Source organism: Oceanimonas doudoroffii (assembly GCF_002242685.1).
Lineage (GTDB): Bacteria > Pseudomonadota > Gammaproteobacteria > Enterobacterales > Aeromonadaceae > Oceanimonas > Oceanimonas doudoroffii.
The window spans coordinates 1-18,587 of record NZ_NBIM01000008.1; the positions used below are offsets into that span (position 1 = coordinate 1).

The following is an 18,587-nucleotide window of genomic DNA, read 5'->3' on the forward strand; positions in this document are numbered from 1 at the left end:
TACTCAAAACCCCAGCCAATCGGCTGGGGTTTTTTCGTATTGGCTGTGTCGGACTTGCTGGATGATGTCGGTGCTGCGCACCTTCGCCTTCAAACGCGGTGCGTTTGCCACTCCGCCATCATTAAAAAGCCCTGAGCTTACGCTCAGGGCTTTTTCGTTTCCATATTTCTGTCTTACTCGGCTTGCTGCTCCAGCAGGGTCAGGATGTCGCCAAAGCGCTGTTGCTCCAGTCGGGCGAAGCCGGGCCGTTTTCTGGCTTTCAGGCGATTAAGCAGGGGGGTGGAAATCCCGCATAAAAAGCAGGTCAGGGTGTGGACGCTCAGTGGTTGTTGGCTGGCATCCTGTAACTCCTGGCACCAGTGCGCCAGCTGGCCGGCCGTCGGCAAGGGCGGGCGTACGGGCTCGGGCAGCCGTGCCGGATTACCATGACAGACCGAGCAGTGGCCACAGGTACTGGGAGCCTGATCATCGGCAAAATAACCGGCTAGCCGGTGGCTGAGGCAACGCTCGCTTTCGAAAAAGCCAATCATGTCGGCGAGCCGAGTGAGCTCGCTGCGCTCCTTTTGTTTGAACAGCCGATGCAGGCGGCCGGCTTCGGCATTAACATCGAATGCCGGTTGCAGCACGCGGTAAACTTCGATCATCTGCTTGCTTTCCAGGCTGATCCAGCCTTGCTGATGCAGGTAGTCGAGGGCATTAATCACCCGCTTTCGTTCGGTGCCATATTGTTGCCATATGGCATCAAAGTCGACCTGACACCAGCTTCTAGCCAGGGGTGCACCGTCAAACACGGCATTCAGAAAGGCCTGACGCTCGCCGTTGAAATGGCCGAGGATCTCCTGGCGTGACAGCACAAACTTGAAGCGATAATCGGCAAAATAGCTGTATTGTGGCTCTATTATTCGGTTCAGTTCGAGATAGACCAGCAGCGTTTTTAGGGGCAGCAGGCGAATGTTGGTGCTGTTTGACAGCCGCAGCGGCATCAGCTCCCACTGTTCACCGGCTTGCTGCAATTCATGCAGCAGTGCCGCAATGGCATTCGGCTCGGGGGTATCGCCGTAAACGAAGTTCTCCAGCACGTTAAGCCCGGCCTTGTTGCCGAGCAACAGGCAGTGCGAGGGTTGACCATCCCGGCCGGCGCGTCCGATCTCCTGACTGTAGTTTTCGATGGACTTGGGCAGATCGTAATGAATCACTCGGCGAATATCGGCCTTGTCGACGCCCATGCCAAAGGCGATGGTGGCGACGATGCAGGGCGCTTCCCCCGCCATAAAGGCCCGTTGCAACTGACGGCGGCTGTCCTGCTCCATGCCCGCATGATAGGCCTTGGCAGGAATGCCGGCGGCATTAAGTGCGTCTGCCACTCGTTCGGCGGTGTGTTGCAGCGTGACATAGACAATGGTGGGAGAAGCCGGATCCTCTCTCAAACGCGCGATCAGCGCGGGCATTTTTTCTTCCTCGCTCACCGCCATGACGTCAAGGTGCAGATTGGATCGGTAAAAGCCGGTAATCACCACATGATCCGCGGCCAGCTCGAATTTACGTTGCATATCCTCGATGACAGCCGGGGTGGCGGTGGCGGTCAGTAGCAGCACCTGAGGGATGTGAAGCTGGCGGCGGTAATCCGGCAGTTTGAGGTAATCGGGGCGAAAGTTGTGGCCCCATTCCGAGATGCAGTGGGCTTCGTCGATGACCAAAAGGGAAATGGGCACCTGGCCGATAAACTGGCGAAAGCGTTCGTTCTTCAGACGCTCCACCGAAATCATCAGTACCTTGATACGTCCTTCCCTGACCTCTTGCATGATGCGGCGGCTTTCTTCCCAGCCCTGGGTGGAGTCGATGCTGGCGGCGGAAATGTTTTTCTGCCGCAAAAAGGCAAGCTGATCCTGCATCAGTGCCAGCAGCGGAGATATCACCAGGGTCAGGTGAGGCAGCAACAGGGCCGGCAACTGATAGCAGAGCGACTTGCCTGAGCCAGTGGGAAAGATTGCTGCCGCCGACTGACCGGCCAGAATCGTGTCGATCACGGCTTGCTGACCAGGGCGAAGGGAAGAGAAACCAAAATGCTGTTGCAGGGTGTGTTCGAGTGTCATGGCGGCGGTATGGTGAAATCACAGTGCCCATAGCTTGGCCCGCACCATTGGGGTTGGCAACTCTATCCAGCAGAAGGAAAGGCGGAGGGAGTAAAAACCGGCAGCCCGAGTGGCTGCCGGTGGAAATGGCTGGGCGTTGCCGGCGGCTATACCGCCATCAGATCCCGGTGAAAGGACTTTTCACAGTAGTTGCAGCGAAAGCGTACCTGGCCGGACACCGCGCGCACTCTAAACTTGCTGGAAACCGGCTCGTTGTGGCTGATGCAGTTGGAGTTGGGGCAGGAAAACACGCCTTCCACCTGCTCGGGCAGTTGTAATTGCAGCTTTTCCACTACTTCGAAGTCTTCAATCAGGTTCACGGTGGCGTCGGGGGCAAACAGTGCCAGCTGGTTGGCCTGGGCGGCGGTCAGGCGAGTATTTTCTACCTTGATGATGTCCTTGGCTCCCAGTGCCTTGGAAGGCAGGTTCAGCCCCACGGTGATTTTCTCATGGGTCTGCACCAGGCCGAACAGCTGCAGGATCTTGATGCCCTGACCGGCGGGAATGTGATCGATCACGGTGCCGTTGTGAATGGCTTCTACTTGCAGTTGGCTCTTGTTCATCGTTTCTCTCACAGGCTCTCGTTCAGCACCAGGGCAAGCAGGGCCTGGCGTGCGTAAACGCCGTTTTCCGCCTGCTCAAAGTAATAGGCATAGGGGGTGTCGTCCACGTCCACGGTGATCTCGTCGATGCGTGGCAGCGGATGCAGCACCTTGAGGCTGTCTTTGGCGTTTTCCAGCACCTGTGGCGTGAGCACGTACTTGGACGCCACATGCACATATTCGGTTTCGTCAAAGCGCTCTTTCTGCACTCGAGTCATGTACAGAATGTCCAGCTCGTCCATGACCTCTTCCATGCTGTCACGGAACTCGAAGTTGATGCCCTTTTCGGTCAGCTCGTCACACAGGTAGTCGGGCATGGCCAGCGCCTGGGGGGCGATAAAGTAGAACTTGCAGCCGAACAGGCTCAGTGCCTGGGTCAGGGAGTGGACGGTGCGCCCGTATTTCAGGTCGCCCACAAAAGCCACGGTCAGCCCCTGCAGGGTGCCCTGGGTTTCATAGATGGTAAACAGGTCCAGCAGGGTCTGGGTGGGATGCTGGTTGGAGCCGTCCCCGGCGTTGATCACCGGTACCGAGGAATATTCCGCCGCCAGCCGGGCCGCGCCTTCCTGCGGGTGGCGCATGACAAAGGCGTCACTGTAGGAGCTGATGATGCGTACCGAGTCGGCCAGGGTTTCACCCTTTTTGGCGAGGGAGGTGCTGCCGCTGTCGGAAAAGCCGATAACGGCACCGCCCAGGCGGTGTACGGCGGTTTCAAATGACAGCCGGGTACGGGTTGAAGCTTCAAAGAAACAGCTCGCCACCACCTTGTGTTTCAACAGCTCGGGACGGGGATGGGTCTTGAGCATGACGGCGGTATCAATGACCAGCTCCAGCTCGGCGCGGGTAAAGTCGGATATGGAGATTACATGCTTTTGATATAGGGGGTTCGCCATCAGCAGTGCTCTTCAAGTGAAATTCGGGCCATAAAAAAGCCCCTGAATGGGGCCATTGGAGTGACAGGATCGCAAACGCGGAAGCCGGTGCCGGCAAGGGGCACCACCACGGACCAAGAGTGGCAATGGGAATGGGGCATATCAGCTCCGCTTGTTTGCAAACCGACCGGATTATAGAGAAATGCGGCGGCAAAGCAAAATACCCGGACCGAATGGGCTCAAACGGTGAAAGAGTGAGCGAACGCGCCGGCGTGCAGGAAAAAGCCCTTTACCTTTGATCGCCGCCGGTTATAATTCGCCTCGTGTTGCAGGGGCATAGTTCGAATTGGTAGAACAGCGGTCTCCAAAACCGACGGTTGGGGGTTCGAGTCCCTCTGCCCCTGCCAGCTTCACCGAAAAGGCCAGCCTCAGTGCTGGCCTTTTGCGTTATGGAGTGATCATGAAGCCATTACAATCCCGGCTCTGGCGGTTTATGGGGTTGCCAGTATGGCAATGCACCCATGGCGAGCGTCTGCCTTATGCCCCCGAGCCTCCGTCACCCGTTGCCGATGTACTGTTGATCACCGGTCAGGGACAGCGCCTGCCCGAGCGCCTGTTTGACGATCTCACCCTGGCACTGAATGGCGTTCGTCCTCTGGTACAGGACGAAACCGCCTGGCTGGCCGCCGGTCGCCCCGGCGCGCGCGTTATGCTGGGATTCAACCTCACCACTCCCGCCGACGATCTGGCTTGGCAGGCTTCACTGCCCCTGACCGCAAGTCAGAAACGAGAACTCTGGAGCCGGCTGTGCAGCCTGAATTCCGTCCCCTGAGTCTGGCCGACCTCGACGCCATGGCCGCACTGGAGCAGGCGGCCCATGCCCATCCCTGGAGCCGGGCACTGCTGGCCGATGTCTTTGGCGAGCGCTATTTTACCGGCGCGTTGTGGCACGGGCAGCAACTGCAGGGCTACTTTATTGCCGACAGCGTACTTGACGAGAGCACCCTGATGAATATTTGCGTGTCTCCCGCGTGGCAGGGCCGGGGGCTGGGCCGAAGGCTGCTGGAACACTATTTCACCCAGTGCCGGGCGCGAGCGCTCGGCTGGTTGTGGCTGGAGGTCAGGGCTTCAAATCTGGCCGCCATTCATTTGTATGCCTCCTCCGGCTATCAAGAGAGTGGCCGGCGCCGCAATTATTACCCCTCCGACGTCGGCCATGAAGACGCGGTGATCATGCAAAAGCGGCTCTAGTTCCTATACTGAAAAGCACACGCTCTCACAGGGATGTATTATGAGAGGCCTGCTTGCCTGTTGGCTGGCGCTGGCATGGATGACGTCCGCGCAAGCCGAAATCTATCGTTATCGAGATGCCGCCGGCGTGGTGCACTACACCGACAACCGCCTGAAGGCAGTTTCTGGTCATCGCTGGCACCAGGATGCGGTCAACAAGGACGGCATTCTGGTTCGGGTGGTGAAGAAGCCCGATGGCCACTACTTTTTTGCCCTTAACCGCCTCGCCAGCAGAGCCCAACTGAATTTGCAGTTCTCCAGCCAGCAAAATGTGGTGATTCCCGCGGCCTTGCAGCAGGCCGTGGTGTTGCCCGCACGGGAAGAAAAGTTCCTTGGCAAGCTCATCCCTTCCGGCCCGGGTGCCTGGGGTTATGACTATGGTTTTGCCTACAGCAGTCATCAGGGGCGTAACCAAGTGGACAGCGACCATCGCGTGCAAAAAATTGCCGGCAGCACCATTGTCAGTCCTCGGGTGAAAGCGTGGAAAGAGTATCGTAATCAAGCTGCTCCGGTGGTTGTTGGTGCCGTGAACATGAGCCCGCCGGTGTCCGGCGCCTTTCGTATCTCACAGGGGTTTAATGGCGATTTCAGCCATAACAAGGCGTCCAACCGTTACGCCCTGGACATTGCCCTGCCGGTGGGCACACCTCTGCTGGCCACCGCCGACGGTGTGGTGGTGGCGGCCGTGGATCACCATGTAGGAGGGGGCCTGGCGGCCCGATACCGAGGCAAATCCAACCACCTCAGGCTGCGTCACAATGATGGCACCATGACCCTCTATGCCCACCTGGATACCCATTCGCTGACCGTAAAAAAGGGGGACAGGGTACGGGCCGGTCAGGTGGTGGCCGCTTCGGGCCATACCGGTTACAGCTCTGGCCCTCATCTGCATCTGGCAGTACAGGTCAACAACAAGGGCAGGCTTGAATCCATTCCCTTTACCCTTAACGGCCGGGTGCCCGCCACCGGGCAGACCCTGTTGGCCAGGGGGAGTGAAGGCCGGCAGTAGCCTCAGTAGCCCGATGGCGGCGGCGAAAACGATGGTAACAAGTGGAATTATTTAATGTGGTAATTTAGCGGCTTTGTGCCGTCATGGGCTGAACGGTAAAATCAAAACCAAACAATAGTTCTTTTGGTGTTTTTATTTTGGTTTATTTGTCTTTTTGGGGCCATAAACACATCTAAAAAGCAGTTGCTTTATGCTGTTTGCTGTGGCCTTTTACCTGTCTTTCTTTTTAAAACACAATGTAAACAGGCAGGAAGGCGGTATGTCGCAGGCGGTTGAAATGGCAAAGGGCGAGTCCCGTAGCATAAGTCACTATATGCGGGTGTTGGGCCCGGGCATACTGGGCGCGGCGGCGGCGATTGGCGGCTCTCATCTGGTGGCTTCCACCCAGGCCGGTGCCATTTACGGCTGGCAATTGGTGGGACTGATTCTGCTGGTTAACCTGCTCAAGTATCCTTTCTTTCAGATTGGCGCCCGTTACACCATGGCCGCCAATGAGAGCCTGATCCAGGGGTATGATCGCATTGGCCGCGGCTACCTGCGCCTGTTTACCCTGCTTAACCTCTTTGCTTCCGTGGTCAGCACCGCCGGCGTGGCCATGCTCTGCGGCAGCATTCTGGGGCTCTTTATCGGCGACAGCCTGAGCGTGACTCAGCTCAGCATGATAGTGCTGGCGGGCTCCCTGGTGTTTTTGATCACAGGGCACTACAAGACCCTCGACAGCGTCACCAAGTGGATCATTGTCGGCCTGGCCATCGCCACGGTCACCGCGGTGTTTATCGCCCTTAACCGGGGAGGCGTGGCCACGCCGGATTTTGTGGCCCCCAGTCCGTGGAACCTGGCCTCGGTTGGCTTTCTGGTGGCCCTGATGGGCTGGATGCCGGCCCCCATTGAGCTGTCCTCCTGGAACAGCGTCTGGCTGCGGCAAAAGCAAAAGGTGCTGGGCGCCGAGCTGGATTATAAGGGGGCCCTGGTCGACTTTAACGTGGGTTATGTGACCTCCACCCTGCTGGCCATTGCCTTTGTGGCCCTGGGTGCCCTGGTGCTGCACGGCAGTGGCGAGGCCCTGGCCACATCCGGCATCGCCTTTGCTCATCAGCTGGTCGACGTTTATGCCAGCGTGATGGGTGAGTGGAGCCGCTGGCTGATCGCCTTTATCGCCTTTTTGTGCATGTTTTCCACCACGGTCACCGTGCTGGACGGCTACAGCCGTTCGCTGAGCGAGTGCTTTGTGCAGTTTGGCCAGCCCAAGGGCAGCGGCCCTACCGGTGAGGGCGCACGTTATACCTATCCGCTGATGGTGGTGATGGGCGTGGTGGCGGCCTTTATTATCATGTTTTTTAAAGGGGCCCTGTTGGCGATGCTGGAGTTCGCCATGATCTCCGCCTTTATCAGTGCCCTGGTGTTTGCCTGGCTGAATTTCCGGTTGATGAACCTGCCGCAGGTACCCGAGCAATACCGGCTGGGCAAGGGCATGGTGATACTGAGCCGGGTGGGCATTTTGTTTTTTGCCGGCTTTAATCTGTTGTTTGGCTACTGGTATCTCTTTGTGAAGTAACCGTCATGGGCTGGTTTGACTGGCTTACCCGTAAACATCCGCCTGCCGCCCCGCTGCCCTGGCAGGAGGCGTTGCAGGCCCTGCCCATTTTGCAGGGCCTGAGTGAATCCGAGCAACAATGCCTGTGCGAACTGGGTAACGAGTTGCTGGCGCGCAAAACCCTGACCCTGCTCGGGGTTACCCCCACGCCACGGCAGACGGCGGCACTGGCCTTGCAGGCGGCGCTGCCCATACTGCACCTGGGGCTGGATTGGTATGCAGGCTTTCACGAAATCATTCTGATCCCCGCGCCGGTGACTCGGCGCGAAAGCGTGGAGGACGAATACGGCCTGGTCAGTGAGGTGGAAGCGGAGCATGCCGGCGAGTCCTGGCAACAGGGGCCGCTGGTGCTGGCCTGGAGCGAGTTGGCCGACGATGGCGGCTGGGACGGTTATAACCTCATCATTCACGAGCTGACCCACAAGCTCGACATGCTGGGCGGCGAGGCCGACGGCGTGCCCCCCATGCGTCCCGGCATGGCCATGGCCGAATGGCGTCGTGACTTTCAGGCCGCCTTTGACGACCTGCGGCGCAAGGTCGAATGCAGTGAGGCGCCCATAGATCCGTACGCCGCCACCCATCCGGCGGAGTTTCTGGCGGTGGCGACGGAGCTGTTCTTTACCGATCCGCGGCTGTTGCATGGCGCCTATCCGGCGGTATATGCCCAGCTGGCCCGGCTCTTTTCACAGCACCCGCTGGCGCGTCAGCCTACGGCGGTCGGCTGACTCCTTTCACCCTTCTGTGATCCTGCTCATCAAATGACCGCTTGGCCATTTGATGATAAATGATACCTTAACGATTGAAAGTCAGAGCCTATCGAGGCTCGAGGAAAGATCGATTTATCTTTTTTCGACTGAGCCAGTATATTGACTTTCGCGCTGTATTTTTCTTACGTTATATCTTCACTTAAAACTTGTTGTGCAAGTTTTCGTGAAACTTTGTGTGCAATTATGCTTAAAAATACAAAATGCATCATTGGATATGCGTAAACAAAACGGCGCCGTTGTAAAACAACGTCATTTTGCTGGCGCAACACAGGCAAGGCTGCCGAGCGGTTGAAGGAACAGCTTGCTGAACGTCGGGTGCGCGCCCGACGCGATATCAACATGAATCAGGGAATTATTATGTTAATCGGAATTCCAAGGGAAACGCTCAGCGGAGAGACCCGGGTGGCAGCGACCCCCAAGTCCGTTGAACAGCTGCGCAAACTGGGCTTTGACGTCTGCGTGGAACAAGGCGCGGGCAGTAAGGCCAGCTTTGAAGACACCGCCTTTGCGGCGGCCGGCGCTCAACTGGTGAGTGCCGACGAGGCCTGGCAATCCGCCATTATCTACAAGGTGAATGCACCCACTGCCGAGGAAATCGAACGGCTGCAGGTGGGCACCACCCTGGTCAGCTTTATCTGGCCGGCCCAAAACCCCGAGCTGGTTGAACAGCTCAAGAATAAGGGCGTGACCGTGCTTGCCATGGACATGGTGCCGCGCATTTCCCGCGCCCAGTCCCTGGATGCGCTGTCGTCCATGGCCAACATCGCCGGCTATCGTGCCGTGGTGGAAGCCGCCCACGAATTCGGTCGTTTCTTTACCGGCCAGATCACCGCCGCCGGCAAGGTGCCCCCCGCCAAGGTGCTGGTGATCGGTGCCGGTGTGGCCGGCCTGGCCGCCATCGGTGCCGCCGGCTCCCTGGGCGCCATCGTACGTGCCTTTGATACCCGCCCCGAGGTAAAAGAGCAGATCAACTCCATGGGCGCCGAGTTCCTGGAGCTGGACTACGAAGAGGAGAGCGACTCTTCCGACGGCTACGCCAAGGAAATGAGCCAGGCCTTTATCGACGCCGAAATGGCCCTGTTCATGGAGCAGGCCAAAGAGGTGGATATTATCGTTACCACCGCCCTGATCCCCGGCAAGCCGGCACCCAAGCTGATCACCGCCGACATGGTGGCCGCCATGGCACCGGGCTCGGTGATCGTGGATCTGGCCGCCCAGAACGGCGGTAACTGCGAGCTGACCAAGCCGGGCGAGCTGTTCGTGTCCGACAACGGCGTCAAGATCATCGGTTACACCGATCTTAACGGTCGCCTGCCGACCCAGTCCTCCACCCTGTACGCCACCAACCTGGTCAACCTGGCCAAGCTGCTGTGCAAGGAAAAGGACGGCAACATCAACGTCGACTTTGACGACGTGGTACTGCGCAACATGACGGTCACCCGCGATGGTGAAGTGACCTTCCCGCCGCCCGCTATCAGCGTGTCGGCGGCGCCCAAGGCCAAGGCGGCGGCTCAGCCCGCGGCCGAGCCCCATGCCAAGAAGCCGAGCAACCTCAAGTATTACCTGGGCGGTGCCGGCGTGCTGTTGTTCGCCTGGCTGGCGGCGGTGGCGCCGGCGGAGTTTCTGTCGCACATCACCGTGTTCGTGTTGGCCTGTATCGTGGGCTACTACGTGATCTGGAATGTGTCCCACTCCCTGCACACGCCGCTGATGTCGGTGACCAACGCCATCTCCGGCATTATCGTGGTGGGCGCCCTGTCGCAGGTGGGCTCGGGTGGTTTCGTCAGCTTCCTCGCCTTCGTGGCGGTGCTGATCGCCTCAATTAACGTGTTTGGCGGTTTTACCGTGACACATCGCATGCTGAAGATGTTTAGGAAGGGCTGATTAAATGTCACAAGGACTAGTAACTGCATCTTATATCGTGGCCGCCGTGCTCTTTATCATGAGCCTGGCCGGTTTGTCCAAACAGGAGTCGGCCAAGGCCGGTAACTGGTATGGCGTGGCGGGCATGGCCATTGCCTTGCTGGCCACCATTTTTAACCCCGAGGTCACCGGCCTGGGCTGGATCATCGTGGCCATGGCCATCGGCGCCGCCATCGGCATTCGCTTTGCGCTCAAGGTGGAAATGACCGAGATGCCGGAGCTGATTGCCATTCTGCACAGCTTCGTGGGTCTGGCCGCGGTGTTCGTGGGCTACAACACCTATATTGACCACGGCGACCTGTCCGGCGCCATGCTCAACATTCACAACACCGAGATCTTCCTCGGCGTATTTATCGGCGCGGTGACCTTTACCGGCTCCATCGTGGCCTTTGGCAAACTGCGCGGCCTGGTGTCGTCCAAGCCGCTGGCCCTGCCGCACCGACACAAGCTCAACCTGCTGGCGGTGGTGGTCTCTGCCATTCTGCTGATCTGGTTTGTGCAGGTGGAAGGTTCCACCTTTGCCCTGCTGGTGATGACCCTGATCGCCCTGGCCTTTGGCTGGCATCTGGTGGCCAGCATCGGCGGTGCCGATATGCCGGTGGTGATCTCCATGCTCAACTCCTACTCGGGCTGGGCCGCCGCCGCCGCGGGCTTTATGCTGTCCAACGATCTGCTGATCGTGACCGGCGCCCTGGTGGGCTCCTCCGGTGCCATTCTGTCCTACATCATGTGCCGGGCCATGAACCGCTCCTTTATCTCGGTAATTGCCGGTGGCTTTGGCTCCGACGGCACCGTCTCTTCCGGTGAGGAAGAGGACGGTGAATACACCGAAGTGAACGCCGAAGACGTGGCCGAAATGCTGAAGGGCTCCAGCTCCGTGATCATCACCCCCGGATACGGCATGGCGGTGGCCCAGGCCCAGTACCCGGTGGCCGAACTGGTGTCCAAGCTGCGGGCGTCCGGTGTCAAGGTGCGCTTTGGCATTCATCCGGTGGCGGGTCGTCTGCCCGGTCACATGAACGTGCTGCTGGCCGAGGCCAAGGTGCCTTACGACGTGGTGCTGGAAATGGACGAGATCAACGATGACTTTGACGACACCGACACCGTGCTGGTGATCGGCGCCAACGACACCGTCAACCCGGCGGCGTCCGAGGATCCGGCCAGCCCCATCGCCGGCATGCCGGTGCTGGAAGTGTGGAAGGCCCAGCAGGTGGTGGTGTTCAAGCGCTCCATGAACACCGGTTACGCCGGTGTGCAGAACCCGCTGTTCTTCCGGGAAAACAGCGTCATGTTGTTTGGCGACGCCAAGGACAGCGTGGACAATATTCTGCGCGCGCTGTAATTCGCACGCTATGCCATTCAGGGGCGCTTCGGCGCCTCTTTTTTGTGCTTAGAGAAAGCAATGCAAAAAAGAGAGCCGAGGCTCTCTTTTTTTATACACAGGACTTGGTGTTTGCTATAGCGGCCGGACTTAGTTGCCGCGATAGGTAGAGAAGCCGTAAGGGCTCAGCAGCAGCGGCACATGGTAGTGATCCAGCTCGCCGTCGGCGCTGAAGATCACCGGAATCTCAGGGAAAAAGGTCTCGGTGTCGTGCTGTTCAAACCAGTCGCCGGTTTCAAAGGTGACCTTGTAGGTGCCCTTTTCCAGCTCCCGACCTGCCGGATACAGGGCGGTAATGCGGCCTTGCTCGTTGGTCACGGCGCTGTTCAGCTCGACCCAGTCGTCACCCTGCTTTTGTTCCAGCACCACCTTCACATCGGGGGAAGGCAGGCCACTTTCCAGGTTGAGGACATGCACGCTCAGTGGGTTGCCGGCGGCCAGGGTAAGGGTGGATACACCGGCCATCATGGCGCCGGCCAGAACATGTTTAAGGCTCATGCTGTTCTCCTTCAGAGTAAGAAAGTGGGCTGTCACTGGAACCTGCCGGCGACATGGGCTCATCATGCCCGAGCGTGCCTTGCAAACCCCTTACCGCTTTATTACAAAACCGTCATCAAACCGGTGCGGGCGCATTCGGTGATAAACTGCCGGCATGCATCGTATTGAGCGAGGTCATTCATGCGCATTCTGGTGGTGGAAGACGAAGCCAAAACCGCCGATTACCTGAAAAAGGGCTTTACCGAATCCGGCTATCAGGTGGAAGTGGCCGAAGACGGCCAGGAAGGACGTTACCTGCTGGAGGAAAGCCCCTTTGATCTGGTGATCCTCGACATCATGCTGCCGGGCCTGAACGGCTGGCAGCTGCTGCAGTTTATTCGCAGCCAGGGCGATACCCCGGTGATCTGCCTGAGCGCCCGGGACGCGGTGGAAGACAAGGTGCGCGGCCTGGAGCAGGGCGCCGATGACTATCTGGCCAAGCCGTTTTCCTTTGCCGAGCTGCTGGCCCGGGCCCGCAAGCTGCTGCGCCGGGGCAAACCGGCGGAACCGATGTTTTTTCAGCTGGCGGATCTGCAGCTGGATCCGCTGGCGCGCCGGGTCAGCCGGGGCGGGCAGCGCATTGATCTCACCAACAAGGAATTCACCTTGCTGCAGCTGCTGCTGTCCCACCAGGGCGAGGTGCTGTCGCGCACCTATATCGCCTCACAGGTGTGGCACATGAACTTTGACAGCGACACCAATGTGGTGGACGTGGCCATTCGCCGGCTGCGGGCCAAAATTGACGACGACTTCGAGCCCAAAGTCATTCACACCGTGCGCGGCATGGGTTATGTGTGCGAGCTACGGGAATGAAGCGCGTGCTGTCGTCCCTGAGCCTGCGGCTGGCGCTGATGTTTGCTTTGGTCAGCGCCCTGCTGCTGGGCAGCCTGGGCTTTTATCTGTATTTTTCCCTGGAGCGGGAACTGGCCTGGCGGGACGATCAGAGCCTGCTCGGGCGCCTTGAGCACATGCAGGCCCTGCTCACCAGCAGCGACAGCATCGATGAGCTGCGCAACCGGCCGACCCTGTATGCCAATATGCTCGGCAATGAAGACAGTCTGCTGTGGGTGCTGAACCTGGACGGCGAGGTGCTGATTTCGGTCAACCCCGCCGGGCTGGCGGTGCCCGTTGGCCTGTCGGCGGGGCAGACCCGGCTGGGTTATAACGATGACGGCAATGCCCGCCTGGCCTGGCGCCCCTTGAAGCAGGGCGACACCAGCCTGATGCTGGTGGCGGGCAAGCTGCTGGCGCCCCGGGAACAGATGCTGGCGGCCTACCGCTGGCGGTTGCTGCTGGCGCTGGCCGGCGGCGCCCTGGTGGCCTTTGCCCTCGGCTGGGGGGTGAGCCGGCGCGGACTCAGGCCGGTGCGGCGGCTGGCGGCAGAAGCCGGGGCCATTGAGGTGCGCCGGCTGCACCGGCGGCTGAGCACGCAGCAACTGCCCGACGAGCTGCGCGAGCTGGGCGACAGCCTCAATCACATGCTGGCCCGGCTGGAAGACGGCTTTGGCCGGCTGTCGCGCTTTTCCGAAGATCTGGCCCACGAAATTCGCACGCCCCTCAGCAATCTGGTGGGCCATACCGAGCATACCCTGCGCCGGCCTCGCACCACGGAAGAATATGAACGTTTGCTGGCGTCCCATCTGGAGGAATACCAGCGGCTGAGCCGCATGATTAACAGCATGCTGTTTCTGGCCCGCAGCGAGCAGCCTCAGGCAGAAATAAAGCGGTTTCCGGTGGCCCTGGCGCCGTTGATTGAGCAGTTATGCGAGTATTTTGAGGGCATGGCGGAAGAAGCGAACACGGTGCTGGTGAACCGGGCCCGCGGTGAGGTGCTGGCCGATGGAGAGCTGTTGCGCCGAGCCCTGGCCAACCTGCTGGCCAATGCCCTGCGTTACGGCGAGCCGGGCCAGCCCATCACCATTGGCAGCGAGCAGACTGCCAATGGTGTGGCGGTCTTTGTGCACAATAAAGGTCCGGCCATTGCCGGTGAGCATTTGCCCCGGCTGTTTGACCGCTTTTACCGCTGCGATCCGTCCCGTACCCAGGGCGGTGACACCGGCGGCCTGGGGCTGGCCATTGTCGACTCCATTATGCAGCTGCACGGTGGCGAAGTGAGCGTTCACAGCGACGACGACGGCACCACCTTTACCCTGCGTTTTCCCGCCTGAACGACCTTGCCCTCCCATCATTAATCCCTTATTTTCCCAAGGCTGAAGAGAGGAGAATAATAATGACAAGCAAACGCGGGCTGGTGTCGCTGACCTTGCCGGTGATGATGGGATATTTGCCGTTGGGGGCCGTGTTTGGTGTGCTCTGGGTGGATGCCGGGCTCACCTGGTATTGGGCGCCGTTGATGAGCGTGTTGGTGTACGCCGGGGCCATGCAATATCTGGCGGTAGGCCTGCTGGCCGCCGGCATCGGCTGGATTGATCTGGCGGTGGCGACGTTGCTGGTGAACTTTCGCCACCTTTTCTACGGCCTGTCGCTCTATCACCTGTTGCCCAAGGGGGTGATTGGCCGGCAATATTTTATTTTCGGTATTACCGATGAAACCTATTCCCTGCTCAGTGCTTCGGGCCGGGTAAAAGACAGCGAAACTGCACTCTGGGTGGTGCTGCTCAATCAGGGCTACTGGGTGCTGGGCACCCTTGCCGGCATGGTGCTGGCCCGCGGCTTGCCCCCCGGTCTGCAGGGGCTCGACTTTGCCCTGACGGCGCTGTTTACCGTGCTGGCAGTGGAGCAAATTCGCGCCAAGAAAGACTGGGGCGCCGTGGCCCTGGGCGTGGTGGCGGCGGCGGTGGCCGGTGTGTTGGTCAGTGATTACTTCCTGCTGGCGGCCTCCATCATGCTGGTGCTGGTGTTACTGGCCTGGCCCGAGCCCAACACCAGGGAGAAAATGACCCATGTCTGATACCGATTACCTGCTGGCGGCACTGATCATGGGGGGCGTCACTTTTGGCCTGCGCGCCTTTCCCTTTGTGGCCAGAGGCGTTATTGCCCATCATCACCGTATTCAGGTGCTGGGCCGGCGCCTGCCGGTGGCCATGATGGTGCTGCTGACCCTCTATGCCGTGGGCGTGCATAACTGGAGTTCGCCCGCCGACGGCCGGGATCAGCTGATTGCGGTGGCGGTGGTGGCCGTGCTGCAGTTATGGCGGCGCCAGGCTCTGACCAGCATTCTGGCCGGCACCCTGGTGTATATGGCGCTGGTCAACGACTGGCTGGGGCTCTGATCCTTCCAGGCTTTGGGCTATAATTGCTGCCCTTCTTGTCAAATGGAACCGATTATGACCCTGTCTCTGCGTGCCCGCCTGCTGGGCCTGGCGGCCCTGTGCCTGAGCGGCCTGGCTCAGGCCGAACCTTTCGTCTTTACCGCCATTCCGGATCAGGACGAACGTCACCTTACCGAACGCTTTGGCAAGATTGCCGATTACCTGTCTGAAAAGCTGGGTGTAGAGGTACAGTACATTCCGGTGAAGAGCTATCCGGCGGCGGTCAGCGCCTTTCGTAACGATCAGGTGCAGCTGGCCTGGTTCGGTGGCCTGACCGGTGTACAGGCCCGAGAGCTGGTGCCAGGCAGCGAAGCCATTGCTCAGGGGGCGGAAGATACTGCCTTTGTCAGCTACCTGATTGCCCATGAAAGCACTGGTCTCACTGAAAGTGAGCAGTTACCAGCGGAGCTGGCCGGCAAGCGCTTTACCTTTGGTGACAAGGGCTCCACTTCCGGCCGACTGATGCCGGAATTCTTTTTGCGTCAGCATTTTGCTCAGGCCCCCGAAGCCCTGTTCTCTCGAGTCGGCTTCTCCGGCGATCACAACCGCACCATCAGTCTGGTGCAGTCCGGAGCCTATGAAGTCGGGGCGGTCAACTACGCGGTGTGGGATGCCGAGATGGAAAAAGGCAATATCGATGAAAGCAAGGTCAGGGTGATCTGGACCAGCCCCCAGTACCCCGACTACCAGTGGAGCATTCGCGGCGATGTGAACGCCCGCTTCGGTGACGGCTTCAAGGAAAAGGTGAAACAGGCGCTGCTGGAGATGCGCGATCCCGAGCTGCTGGCGGCCTTTCCCCGCTCCGGTTTTGTCAATGCCACCAACGACGACTACGCCCCCATTCGCGACACCGCCGTGGCCATCGGCATTATGGATCCCGCCCGGTAATGAGCGAGCCGGCCACCCTGTTTCGATTTGACGGGGCCAGTCTCGGCTATGCCGGCAAGCCGGTGCTTGAGGCCCTGACCCTGAAGGTGAGGCGAGGGGACAAAATTGCCCTGCTGGGAGAGTCGGGCACCGGCAAAAGCACCCTGCTGCGCCGGCTGCGTGAGCTTCGCCCCAGTGATGTGGCCTGGTGTCCGCAACAGCCCGGCCTGGTGCCGGTGCTGAGCGCCTTTCACAACATCTACATGGGCCGGCTGGAACGCCATCCGTTCTGGTACAACCTGGCCAACCTGGTCAGGCCGCTGGCAACTCCAAAGGCAGAGATCGCCGGGCTGGCCAGCCGGCTGGGGCTGAGTGGTCAGCTCTGGCGTCCGGCCGGCGCCCTGTCCGGTGGTCAGCAGAGCCGGGTCAGCCTGGCCCGGGCGCTGTATCAGCAAAAACCAGTGTTTATCGGTGACGAGCCGGTGTCGGCGCTGGACGAGCGTCAGGCCGCCGAACTGTTGCAGCTGGTGTGCGCACGGCACCAGACCGTGGTGCTGGCGCTGCATAACGTGGAGCAGGCACTGACTCACTGCTCCCGCATTGTAGGATTGCGCCAGGGGCGGCTGGTGCTGGATGCGCCAAGTAGCGAACTGAGTGCGGCCCAGTTGCGGGCCCTGTACACCTCCTTATGATCCCGTCTGCTTCCATGGGGCGTACCAGCCTGCTGTTTGTGGCGCTGGCGCTGCTGTGCCTGCCCTGGGCTGACTTTGCCATTACCGCCGTGGATCCCTGGTATGAGCTGGGCCGACTGGGTGCCGGCCTGCTGTTGCCGGCCTGGCCCGATGCCACCGTGTTGCTGTCGGCGCTGGCCAACACCCTGGCCTTTGCCCTGCAAGGGGTGGCGCTCGGCGCCATACTGGGCCTGTTTCTCGCTTGTGGTTATCGCAGTGCCGGCGTGCGCCGGCTGGCGGCGGGGCTCAGGGCGGTGCACGAACTGTTCTGGGCGCTGTTGTTTATGCAGTTGCTGGGGCTCTCGGCCTTGGCCGGGGTGCTGGCTATTGCACTGCCCTATGCGGGCACCTTTGCCAAGATCTACGGCGAGCTGTTTGAGGAAGCCGATCCGGCCCCGGAGCAGGCCCTTCCGGCGGGCTTGGGCCGGCTGAGCCGGCTCGTCTACCTGCAACTGCCGCTGTGCTGGCGGCAGATGGCCACCTACACCGGCTACCGGCTGGAGTGCGGCATTCGCAGCTCGGCGGTGCTGGGCTTTATCGGCCTGCCCACCTTGGGCTATCACCTGGAATCCCTGTTGCGCCAGGGTTATTACGATGAGGCCGCTGTCTTTTTCTATGCCCTGGTGCTGATCATCGCCACTCTGCGCTGGTGGCTGCGGGGCCGGCTGGTGCCTGTATATCTGCTGGCGGCGGTGCTCTGGCTGCCGCCGGTGGCCAGCCTGAACTGGGGGCTGATGGTTCGCTTTTTTACCGAAGACATTATTCCCGCCCCCCTGCGCTCCGGGGACTGGACCGGACTCTGGCCCTGGTGGGCGTCGTTGTGGCAGCAGCAGGTGGGGCCTGGGCTGGCCAATACCCTGGTGCTGGCGCTGGTGTCACTGGTGGTGACCGGTGTGCTGGCGTTGCTGTGGTTTCCGACTATTTCCCGGCGTTTCGGCAATGTCGTCAGCCGGCAGGCCAGTCATGGCTGGCTGGTGCTGATGCGCTCCCTGCCGGAGTATCTGCTGGCCTTTATCGGCATGCTGCTGCTGGGGCCGGGTATGCTGCCGGCCATGCTGGCACTGGGCCTGCATAACGGCGCTATTATCGCCCATTTACTGGGCCATCACCTCAATACCCTGAGCCTGCGGGAAGACGCGCCCCGTGGCCTGAACCTGTACGTTTTTGAAGTGTTGCCCCGACTCTATCGTGCCTTTATGGCCTACAGCCTGTACCGGTTTGAAAACCTTATTCGTGAAACCGCCATTCTCGGCATGCTGGGCATTCCCACGCTGGGTTTTTTTATCGACTCGGCCTTCAGCGAATTCCGTTTCGACCGGGCCATGGTGCTGCTGCTGGTATGCGCCGGGCTTAACATGCTGGTGGACGTGCTGGCTCGCCGCCTGCGGCAACGGCTGCACCTGGGCAATCGCGCCCAGGTGCTGTAAGTCTTTGCCAGTCAGTGCTAGCCCGAAGCATCAGCAGCGTTACCTGCGCCGACACGCTGCAAGCCGGTCAGCTTCGGTAATCCCTGTGGTGGCGTCATTAAGTTTGAGCGTTGCATACCACTCCTCGACGGGCGAGGAGGGTAGGTTGGCGATGAGCCAGGCGGACCCAACACCGGGCCCTGG

Annotated in this window: 18 protein-coding genes and 1 tRNA gene; 15 read left to right on the forward strand and 4 right to left on the reverse strand. The window is 60.1% G+C overall.

Annotated elements, in window-relative coordinates; translation table 11 throughout:
* Positions 1-173: 173 nt before the first annotated feature.
* From B6S08_RS15845 to pyrB, 3 genes are all read right to left on the reverse strand, one after another.
* Complete coding sequence (locus B6S08_RS15845) at positions 174-2,093, reverse strand: RecQ family ATP-dependent DNA helicase (protein ID WP_094201785.1); 1,920 nt, start codon at positions 2,091-2,093, stop codon at positions 174-176.
* 146 nt (positions 2,094-2,239) lie between these two features.
* Positions 2,240-2,695 carry an aspartate carbamoyltransferase regulatory subunit gene (pyrI, locus tag B6S08_RS15850; protein ID WP_094201786.1) on the reverse strand — a complete coding sequence of 152 codons (456 nt, stop codon included), beginning with the start codon at positions 2,693-2,695 and terminating at the stop codon, positions 2,240-2,242.
* A gap of 8 nt (positions 2,696-2,703) precedes the next feature.
* Complete coding sequence (gene pyrB / locus B6S08_RS15855; RefSeq protein ID WP_094201787.1) at positions 2,704-3,627, reverse strand: aspartate carbamoyltransferase; 924 nt, start codon at positions 3,625-3,627, stop codon at positions 2,704-2,706.
* Positions 3,628-3,936: 309 nt separating this feature from the next.
* Here pyrB and B6S08_RS15860 point away from each other — a divergent pair.
* The 8 genes from B6S08_RS15860 to pntB all read left to right on the forward strand — a co-directional run bounded on the left by B6S08_RS15860 (position 3,937) and on the right by pntB (position 11,531).
* A tRNA-Trp gene (locus B6S08_RS15860) sits at positions 3,937-4,013 on the forward strand.
* Positions 4,014-4,066: 53 nt separating this feature from the next.
* Positions 4,067-4,438: a hypothetical protein gene (locus B6S08_RS15865; RefSeq protein ID WP_094201788.1), complete on the forward strand. Its 372-nt coding sequence runs from the start codon at positions 4,067-4,069 to the stop codon at positions 4,436-4,438.
* A complete protein-coding gene (gene rimI / locus B6S08_RS15870; protein WP_245849882.1) occupies positions 4,414-4,857 on the forward strand; it encodes a ribosomal protein S18-alanine N-acetyltransferase in 444 nt (147 codons plus the stop codon). The genes B6S08_RS15865 and rimI overlap by 25 nt, the downstream gene beginning before the upstream one ends.
* 40 nt (positions 4,858-4,897) lie before the next feature.
* Positions 4,898-5,905 (forward strand): peptidoglycan DD-metalloendopeptidase family protein, encoded by a 1,008-nt coding sequence (locus B6S08_RS15875; RefSeq protein ID WP_094201789.1) that lies wholly within the window; start codon positions 4,898-4,900, stop codon positions 5,903-5,905.
* A 259-nt stretch (positions 5,906-6,164) separates the two neighbouring features.
* Positions 6,165-7,460, forward strand: a complete 1,296-nt coding sequence (locus B6S08_RS15880; protein WP_094201906.1) for an NRAMP family divalent metal transporter — start codon at positions 6,165-6,167, stop codon at positions 7,458-7,460.
* 5 nt (positions 7,461-7,465) lie between these two features.
* Entirely contained in the window at positions 7,466-8,224 is a 759-nt protein-coding gene (locus tag B6S08_RS15885; protein WP_094201790.1) for a M90 family metallopeptidase, read from the forward strand.
* Positions 8,225-8,623: 399 nt separating this feature from the next.
* Positions 8,624-10,150 (forward strand): Re/Si-specific NAD(P)(+) transhydrogenase subunit alpha, encoded by a 1,527-nt coding sequence (locus B6S08_RS15890; protein ID WP_094201907.1) that lies wholly within the window; start codon positions 8,624-8,626, stop codon positions 10,148-10,150.
* Positions 10,151-10,154: 4 nt separating this feature from the next.
* Complete coding sequence (pntB, locus tag B6S08_RS15895; RefSeq protein WP_094201791.1) at positions 10,155-11,531, forward strand: Re/Si-specific NAD(P)(+) transhydrogenase subunit beta; 1,377 nt, start codon at positions 10,155-10,157, stop codon at positions 11,529-11,531.
* Between the two features lie 129 nt (positions 11,532-11,660).
* Here the strand turns inward: pntB and uraH are convergent, their stop codons facing one another.
* Entirely contained in the window at positions 11,661-12,068 is a 408-nt protein-coding gene (gene uraH / locus B6S08_RS15900) for a hydroxyisourate hydrolase (protein ID WP_094201792.1), read from the reverse strand.
* Between the two features lie 180 nt (positions 12,069-12,248).
* Here uraH and B6S08_RS15905 point away from each other — a divergent pair, with 180 nt between their 5' ends.
* From B6S08_RS15905 to B6S08_RS15935, 7 genes are all read left to right on the forward strand, one after another.
* Positions 12,249-12,920 carry a heavy metal response regulator transcription factor gene (locus B6S08_RS15905; protein ID WP_094201793.1) on the forward strand — a complete coding sequence of 224 codons (672 nt, stop codon included), beginning with the start codon at positions 12,249-12,251 and terminating at the stop codon, positions 12,918-12,920.
* Positions 12,917-14,275, forward strand: coding sequence for a heavy metal sensor histidine kinase (locus B6S08_RS15910; RefSeq protein ID WP_094201794.1), 1,359 nt, complete (start codon positions 12,917-12,919; stop codon positions 14,273-14,275). The genes B6S08_RS15905 and B6S08_RS15910 overlap by 4 nt, the downstream gene beginning before the upstream one ends.
* Before the next feature lie 62 nt (positions 14,276-14,337).
* Positions 14,338-15,018, forward strand: coding sequence for an AzlC family ABC transporter permease (locus B6S08_RS15915; protein WP_094201795.1), 681 nt, complete (start codon positions 14,338-14,340; stop codon positions 15,016-15,018).
* The gene (locus B6S08_RS15920; protein WP_094201796.1) at positions 15,011-15,340 is read left to right on the forward strand and encodes a branched-chain amino acid transporter permease; all 330 of its coding nucleotides are present in this window, start codon (positions 15,011-15,013) and stop codon (positions 15,338-15,340) included. Before B6S08_RS15915 ends, B6S08_RS15920 begins: the two co-directional genes overlap by 8 nt.
* Before the next feature lie 54 nt (positions 15,341-15,394).
* Positions 15,395-16,267 (forward strand): putative selenate ABC transporter substrate-binding protein, encoded by an 873-nt coding sequence (locus tag B6S08_RS15925; RefSeq protein WP_094201797.1) that lies wholly within the window; start codon positions 15,395-15,397, stop codon positions 16,265-16,267.
* Entirely contained in the window at positions 16,267-16,938 is a 672-nt protein-coding gene (locus B6S08_RS15930) for an ATP-binding cassette domain-containing protein (protein WP_094201798.1), read from the forward strand. The genes B6S08_RS15925 and B6S08_RS15930 overlap by 1 nt, the downstream gene beginning before the upstream one ends.
* Entirely contained in the window at positions 16,935-18,404 is a 1,470-nt protein-coding gene (locus tag B6S08_RS15935; RefSeq protein WP_245849883.1) for a PhnE/PtxC family ABC transporter permease, read from the forward strand. Before B6S08_RS15930 ends, B6S08_RS15935 begins: the two co-directional genes overlap by 4 nt.
* Positions 18,405-18,587 lie beyond the last annotated feature (183 nt).